Here is a 7,250-nt window from a genome sequence, read left to right on the forward strand (position 1 = left end):
GCGGGCGTAGAAGCGCGACGACGCCGAGACGTCGCCCGGCAGCGTGAACCCGGGGAGGGCGGCGAGCGCGGCGTTCGCGGCACGGCATAAAGGGAGCGCGGCGACCGCTTGCCGAGAGTCTTGAATGAGCCGGCGGCGCAGCTCCGCACGTGGCCGGTATCGGCCCTTATGCTACCGAAGGCTTCAGGCGAAAAGAACGCCCTCAGCATGTAAAGGCATCACAGCGAGCCGAGGCGTCAGCCGATCGGTCCTGGATACGCCTTCATCCAGGACGGCTGTCCGTGCTGGACGATCGCTTTTCCCGTTTCGCGTCATGGTCGACCCAATACCGCGTCTGCGATCGCAACGACATCGTCCCGAAACTCTTTAGGGAACGCCTTAGGCATGAGAACATCCTTCCAGCGGCGACGAATCACCACAGATCAGGAGTCACCTAACCCTCAGCAGTCCCGTCCGATGTTGACGTACGGGCTCTCCGCAAACTTCTCTCTCCTGCGCGGAGCTCGCTAGGAAAGCGATTGCTGGCTGAGCGCGAAGGCCGCCGGTGTCAGTGTGATCGCGACAGCGGCACAGACAGCAACTGCAACCGGAGCGATCCACCTGCGCCAGGTTCGGGTGAACCCCATCGAGATGACGCCGGCCGAGAGGATGAGCGTCGGCGACGCGACGACGTAGCCCCACACGAGCCCTACGAGGACCGCGCCGCTCGCCGCGCCCAGAAACACGAGCGCGAGCCACCACAGCACGCTGAAGAAGGTGATGTATCCGGCGAACCCGCGATACGTCCGACGCGCCGCGTCCGTCGTCGTAGGCGGAATTCGTTCGAACAGTTGAAGCACCGCCAGGCACAGTATCGAGCTACCCCAGAAGGAGACAGCCAGAACCCATGTGGTGGGATTGGCGGTGATCACCGCGGACAGGTAGAGCACCTGTTCCGCCGCATAGGCGATTCCCGCCGTCGCCATGAGCGCGACTAACACCCCGATGGCGGGCCACAGCAACGGCGAATGGCGGGGCACCGATTGCCGGGTCGCCGCTTCAGACCCGGGCGTAAAGGGCGTCCGCGAATCCCTGAGCGACACCATCAAGCTCCGTTCCTTGGGGGAACACGCTACCTCCGAACACTTCGGCCGGTGTGTGAATCATGATGTTATTCGTGGTGAACACGAACTTCACAGCGGACACGATGTTCGCCCGCGAGCCGAATCGCTCGTTGATGAAGGTGGAGAATCGCGGGATGACTCCGGTTTCGATCTCACGGACCACGTCGGAAACAGGTCGCTGTGGGTTTGCCGAGATTCGTTTTGCGCAGATGAAAGCGTCTGCATCCGCAATGAGATCCTCGCTTCCAAACTGTGCGTCGGAAGGAGAGCCAATGGCGTTAGCGAAGTAGGTCCGAACCGATCCAGAGAACGTTGGCCGGACGTTATCATAGAAGTACTTCCACTTTTGAGCCAGGTCGAGCGCCCACGCTCCCAGGTCGGCAGTGAGGTTGGATGCTCCTCCAGTTGAGGTCTGGCCTACTGCTCCGGTCGCTGGCACACCCCAACTCATGTACGCCATGGTTGATGCTGCCCAGTGACTGATTCGCGAGAGCGAACTCGCGGGAGGACTTGATGCCACAGACTCGTACGCTCCGCGGCCTAGCGAAATGCCGTTCGCAACGGTTGGGTTCGCACCCGGAACGTACTCCGGCAGCACGGTATAGGCGTTCCAGAGCGCACCGCCCGAAGACGTACCCCCTTGAATGGTCGGACTCCAGTAACCTTCCCGCTGCATGCGATGGAGCACATATTGATTGGCGAGTCCGTTCGCGTAGACGCTGATCTTCTCGGCATTCTCTGCGAGCACACACTGCTCGGTGAGGAACCAGTAGTAGTCCTCATCAAAGCTCTGCGTGCTGCCGAGCCCGGTGATGATCGGGGTCGGCAGCACTCCGGCCGACGACACAGGTTGGGCGGTTGAGGACTGAACATCTTTGTCGATTTGAACCGCCGTTGCCAAGCTCCCACTGCTGAGGGTGAGGAGCTGGATTTGATCGTATGACCAGCTCGGGGGGAGGCGGTATCCAAGGTTGCCGCTCCATCCCCAGGACATGGAGGCGATGAAGGACTCACCGGCCAGGCCGGCGTTGATGATTCGGGCGCATACGTTGCGGGTGCCGTAGACGCCGACCTTGTAGTCAACGCGTGTGGAGTGGATGTAGTCGCGCACTCCCTGGAAGTAGGGGATGACATTGGTGGTGATGACGTCGTCGATCGCGTCGAAGTCGACCGCAAAGAAGACGGTCGCGCCGGCGACGAATCCGAGTTGTCGAAGCCGGCGGAGCGCTTGGAAGCCGTGGTCCTTCCCCTTCGCGTACGAGAAGTCGGAGGCTGAGGTGTTTGCTTCTTGCATGATCGGGAAGGTGAACAGCCCTGCCGCGAAGATGCGGCTGAGCTCGCCGGGTGCGTATCGCTTGTCGAGGCTCCCCGAGAGGTAGCGTCCGACGGTCCGGTACCCGTTGTTGTAGAGCAGGGTGCAGTGGGCAGCGGTCAGCTGGGTCGCCATATCGCTGGCGATGCCTGGGCGGGTCTCGTCGCCCGTGCTGATGAGCAGCGACGCCCAGGTGCGGTAGTCGCCGATACCGGATGCAGTCAGTGCGGCATACCCCTGGAATGTCAGGGTCTTGGATTTGGTGTCGCTGTCGAAGGTGCCGAGGAAGCTGCATTCGTAGTCGTTGAAGCGGAGCGCCGCCTGGAACAGCCTCACCCAGTTCTTCGTTGAGTCCACGCTGCCGAGACTGACTGTCGCCTGCGTCTGTAGGGCGCTCTTTGTGCCCGGGCCGAAGTTGCCGTTCGCCACACCATCCGCCATACCGGCTTCGTATTGGATGGCGTACATGAGGCCTTGCTGCGCGTTCCTCGAGAACAGGCCGTCGCACGGGAGAAGGGGGAAGTCGGCTCGCCCGACGTACTTGCCGTTCAACCACCGCTGTACGGCCTGCTTTGCCGCGGTCCCACCGGGAAGCAAGGAGTAGGCATCCATGGTAAGGAGACCTTTCAGCATCTTCAGTGAGATGGCTGACGCGGCGGGGAGCCCCATGTCGAGGCTCAGGTACTGAATCCCCGAGGCGGTGTCGGTGTCGAAATATCCGACGGTGTAGCCACCCTTGTAGCCCTTGCACCACAGGGCGTATTGGCCGATTGTTCGGATGTTGATCTTCGACGTCGTGGCGCTGATAGAGCCGACCTGCGCGGTGAACTGTGCCGACGTCGTGGCGCCGAAATTGTCCGAGAGTGTCGTGATGCCGAGCTCGATCTGCAGCGCACGGGTGAGGCCGTATATGGTGCCCCAGCCCGTCTGCCCGTCCTCGGTGAGCACGTGCCACTGAGAGTTGCTGCTGTAGTGAGAGTTCAACCACTTCTGGGCGGCGAGCACCTGTGTGTCGACAATTGGCATATCGTCGTTCCCCTTACGCGGTCGCCGCTATCGAGAAGTCGGTGAGTTCGGTTCCACTTCGAGTGACCGGCGCAATGCTCTCTCGACCTGTCGCGCGCGCGTTGGATCGGAGATGGGCAGGCACGTCGGCCGACACGAGCGCCACGGAGTTCAGCGTGAAGCGCTTCCCACCTCGAGCTGAGGGTGTCGCCAACGTGAAGGTCACGGACTGCCCACCGGGCACCGCCGACAGCACATCGAAACTCACCCCCTGTTGTGTGTTCCGCCGAGTCGAGCCATTCGCGCGGGCATGCTTCCATGACGAGGCGCCCCGCATCGTCGGCGCCTGCGCTGATGCCAGCACGTCGACCTTCACTCCAGCGGGAACAGCGTTTGGTCCGACGCTCAAGAGTTGGATGACCTGGGGCACGCTGTAGCCGTCTGCGCTGGCCCAGTCCGCACGCAACTCGATACCCCATGGGGCCGCTGGCGCGATTGTGATCGGGTAGGGCGTGGGTACCGATGCGTGGTCCTTGCCGCGGGCCGTGAGTGACGTCGCGATCACGGTCCCGAGATTCTCGTGCGGATAGAGCTCCAGAGCCTGCACACCGAAGTGCAACCACTCAATATTGGGGGGCACGCTCACCCTGCACGTGCCCGGCTCCGACCAGGAGAGCTCGCGATGCATAAGCGCCCCAGCGCGTTCGGCCATGACGACGGGCGAGACCACGAAGAGCCGGCTGTCGTACTTGAGCAACACGGTTCCGCCCGATCGAAGCCCGAGAGGGACACGCCAACGAGAAGGGAAACTCACGTCCTGCGATGATGACCAGTCCGTGGTATATGCGCGATTCGTCACGAGTTCGCCTGAGCCTGGTGCCGCCGCGGTGGAACCTCTCCATGCTTGAGCAGCTGCGGCCGGGATCGAAGCAACGAAGGGTGCTGCTACAGCGGCGCCGAGGACTCCTGCGATGAGAATTCGCCGCGAAAATGCCGCATTAACAGGACTCTCTATGACGGTTGAAAGATCGGACGACTGATTCTCGTTTTCAACCAAGGTTCCCCCCACAGGAATTCATGCGAGCCATCCTCGCGCTTATCGAGACATTCTGACCGGCTGCCGACAGTCGGTCTGTAGGTACTTTGGGGGACAACCAAGCAGTCCAATTCCCCTCCCGGCATGAGACTCGACGCCGTAGCCGCGGTGACGCTATGTTCGATCCAGCTAACCCGCCCGCCTGCAAAGCTTCCCGTGGTGGATGAGGTTCGCGCCCCTGCCAGTGCGAGGCGATGTCACTGAACGTTCAGGTTGTCCCACTGCAGGTTGGCCGTCCAAGTGTTGAAAAGGCCATAGCCGTCGGTCTTCGTGACCTGAGCGGTGACGCACATGCGAACCGACTTGCCGCTCGGAATGGTGGCGATCTGCTTGTACGGGGCAGGCACTCCCCAGTCCTTCGTGATGAAGGTGTCCGACCACACATGACCCGTGGAGTCGATCAAGTTGATCCAGTAAAGAGCGGAATACCACCGCGCGCCTCCGTTGATCGACACATCGGTGAGCTTCATCCAGACGTGGCCCTTAATCGCACGGTACGTGTAGTAGTTCACCGGATTTCCGCTACCCTGCGATGCCCCAACGGGGACGGTTACAAGTGCCATGACTTCCTCTCATCCGACTCAAAATTGCCCCACAAGCGGCCGCATGATCAGTCGATCGCCGGCGATGCTAGCCACATGTACCGCTGTGCTTGCCGACTGAATCGACTGTTGCCGGGTCGAGATTGAGCACGTCGCCCGGTTGAAGGACCTGTCGATTTTCGTGGCAGAACCTCACGCTGTTGAGGGTGCCGTAGAGCTCCTCGATCGTGATGCAGAACCGTTGAGTGATCGCGATGTCGACATCGCCGGGAGCGACGGTATATGCGGCGGGGCGCCCTTCTTTGTTGAACGTCGCAGTTCCCGTCGCGAACTCGCGCGGACCAAGGTCGCGCATGTCTTTGAAGCTCGGATCATCAGTCGTGTACTGGCCCTGATTCGGGTTACATCGATCGCGGGGCGACAACGATGGAGAAGGAGTCGTGGTAGACGCAACACCCTGCGATGACGATCCCGCGGCGCCTGCTGTCTGCGCGGCCGTTGCGCACCCCGCGAGCCCGACAACGAGCGCTGCCGCGCTGAGCATCAAAACAATCTTGACGGCCCGCTTCATGATCGACTCCTTAGTCTCTGTAGCCTCGAACCCTGAGGTCGCCGCGAGAGGAACCCACGACCGGGCCTCGGGGCGGTTCACCCAACCGCAACGCTCTTGAGCATGTCAAAGTTGCCGCTGCGCGCGGCAGGGATCTCGATCCTGAGGAACTCGTCGGTGGGATCCTCCAAAACCTTGAGTCGGACCGACGAGTTGTACCCGGTCTCGAGCGTGTCAAGGAGGCGCTCGACGGCGGCCGCGTCCCCTGCCTCGAACGCATGACATGCCGCCCCTGCGACGGCACTTTGCCAATACAGGTACGCCTCCGCGTAACCGTTGCCACGCTCCCAGAGGACTTCCGCGTCCGTGGAAACGACACTTGCCCTCTCCTTCGATACGTTCACCGTATTCGAGAGACTCGACTCAGGAGGAAACGCCCAACCCTTCGGTAGCGCGAAAGGGAATTTTGCTATCGCGTCACGATACTCGGCGTGGATGCCGCTCAGATTGGTGAAACTGCCATGCGCGATCGCTCCCACATAGGCATCAACAGCCCCGGAAGCCTTCTCGATGTTGGCCCCCGTGGCCGCTAGCGCGGTTCCCGGCTGGAAGATAAGCCAAGCAGCGCCGCCCGCGGCGGCTACCTGCAACAGGGCCCGCCTTGACATGACGACCTCGCGGTCACGCGACATCCAGTTCTCCTCGTTCATGAGCCGAGCCTGAGTGAGATATGACATCTCTATCAGGGTCCTGAGCGTTCTCTGATAGCAGCATGCCCAAAACCACCAGAACTAGTGGCTGGCTCTCCCGCGGCAACAGATGAGCCACTGAGTGCTGCGGCGCAGGTCTGCCGGGTGCTCTTTCTCGGCCAACTGCTCCACGATCCGCTGAATGTTGTCGGCCTTGTCGACGGGCACTACGTAGACCGGCACGGTCGGTCGCCCGGCCCGCCGCGCATCGAGAGCGACGATCGGGACCTAACGCCGTTCTGCCGGATGCTGGACACGAACGCGTCGTCGAGCTTCACGCCTTCGCGGATATTCATCTCCAAGATCGGTGTGTTCGGACCGACATGCTCGATGGTTCCCGGCGTCGCGGTGCTAGTGGTTTCGGTCATGGTTCTCTCCCTCTCCTTCTGTCGCCTTGAAGGCGCGTAGAGCCGGTGCAGACGAGGGCGAACGGGGCGCAAACCCGCAGGGCGGCGGTCGAGAGAGTTTCGGCGCGATGTGAGGGAACGCCAGTGACCGCGTGCCGAAAGTCTCGGCGGAGCCGGCTGCACAGCTGCTTGCGCACCGGGCGTCCGGAACGGAGACTGCCGCAGGCTTCAAGGCAAAACAATGCACCCAGCACGGGGTGCCACAGTGCCGACCTAGCCAGCGACCGCTCAGGCTCGCTACGCACCTGCGGCACGGATGTGGGTCGGCACGAATAGCGAAGGACACGACAGGCACCGCACCCCGCCTCATGTGTGCCCCACTCCGCACATCGACGTCAAGCGAAACCCCGAGGCCTCGGTCTCTTGCCGCAGATGTGCGCCGCTCCCCACGCGCGCTTACATGCAGGACGAGCGAACGCGCACGGGGCCGGCGACGGGGTCAGCGGCGCAGGAGGGTGCGCTCGACGGTGAAGTCGTCGAGCGCGA

7 protein-coding genes are annotated in these 7,250 nt (G+C 62.2%); all 7 read right to left on the reverse strand.

All coding sequences use genetic code 11. The annotated features are described in order from the left end of the window. Nucleotides 1-506: 506 nt before the first annotated feature. Nucleotides 507-1,088, reverse strand: a complete 582-nt coding sequence (locus BGN95_RS06705) for a hypothetical protein (RefSeq protein ID WP_286772041.1) — start codon at nt 1,086-1,088, stop codon at nt 507-509. Then, nucleotides 1,039-3,441 (reverse strand): glycoside hydrolase domain-containing protein, encoded by a 2,403-nt coding sequence (locus tag BGN95_RS06710; RefSeq protein WP_286772042.1) that lies wholly within the window; start codon nt 3,439-3,441, stop codon nt 1,039-1,041. The genes BGN95_RS06705 and BGN95_RS06710 overlap by 50 nt, the downstream gene beginning before the upstream one ends. A 13-nt stretch (nt 3,442-3,454) precedes the next feature. After that, a complete protein-coding gene (locus tag BGN95_RS06715) occupies nt 3,455-4,177 on the reverse strand; it encodes a hypothetical protein (protein ID WP_286772043.1) in 723 nt (240 codons plus the stop codon). Between the two features lie 536 nt (nt 4,178-4,713). After that, nucleotides 4,714-5,079 (reverse strand): hypothetical protein, encoded by a 366-nt coding sequence (locus tag BGN95_RS06720; protein ID WP_286772044.1) that lies wholly within the window; start codon nt 5,077-5,079, stop codon nt 4,714-4,716. A 67-nt stretch (nt 5,080-5,146) separates the two neighbouring features. Continuing rightward, nucleotides 5,147-5,629, reverse strand: coding sequence for a hypothetical protein (locus tag BGN95_RS06725; protein ID WP_286772045.1), 483 nt, complete (start codon nt 5,627-5,629; stop codon nt 5,147-5,149). A gap of 77 nt (nt 5,630-5,706) precedes the next feature. Beyond that, nucleotides 5,707-6,318, reverse strand: a complete 612-nt coding sequence (locus BGN95_RS06730; RefSeq protein ID WP_286772046.1) for a hypothetical protein — start codon at nt 6,316-6,318, stop codon at nt 5,707-5,709. Between the two features lie 206 nt (nt 6,319-6,524). After that, complete coding sequence (locus BGN95_RS06735; protein ID WP_286772047.1) at nt 6,525-6,725, reverse strand: hypothetical protein; 201 nt, start codon at nt 6,723-6,725, stop codon at nt 6,525-6,527. Between the last annotated feature and the right edge of the window lie 525 nt (nt 6,726-7,250).

It is taken from the genome of Sphingomonas sp. 66-10 (assembly GCF_001897045.1).
In the GTDB taxonomy this organism is placed as follows: Bacteria; Pseudomonadota; Alphaproteobacteria; order Sphingomonadales; family Sphingomonadaceae; genus Sphingomonas; species Sphingomonas lycopersici.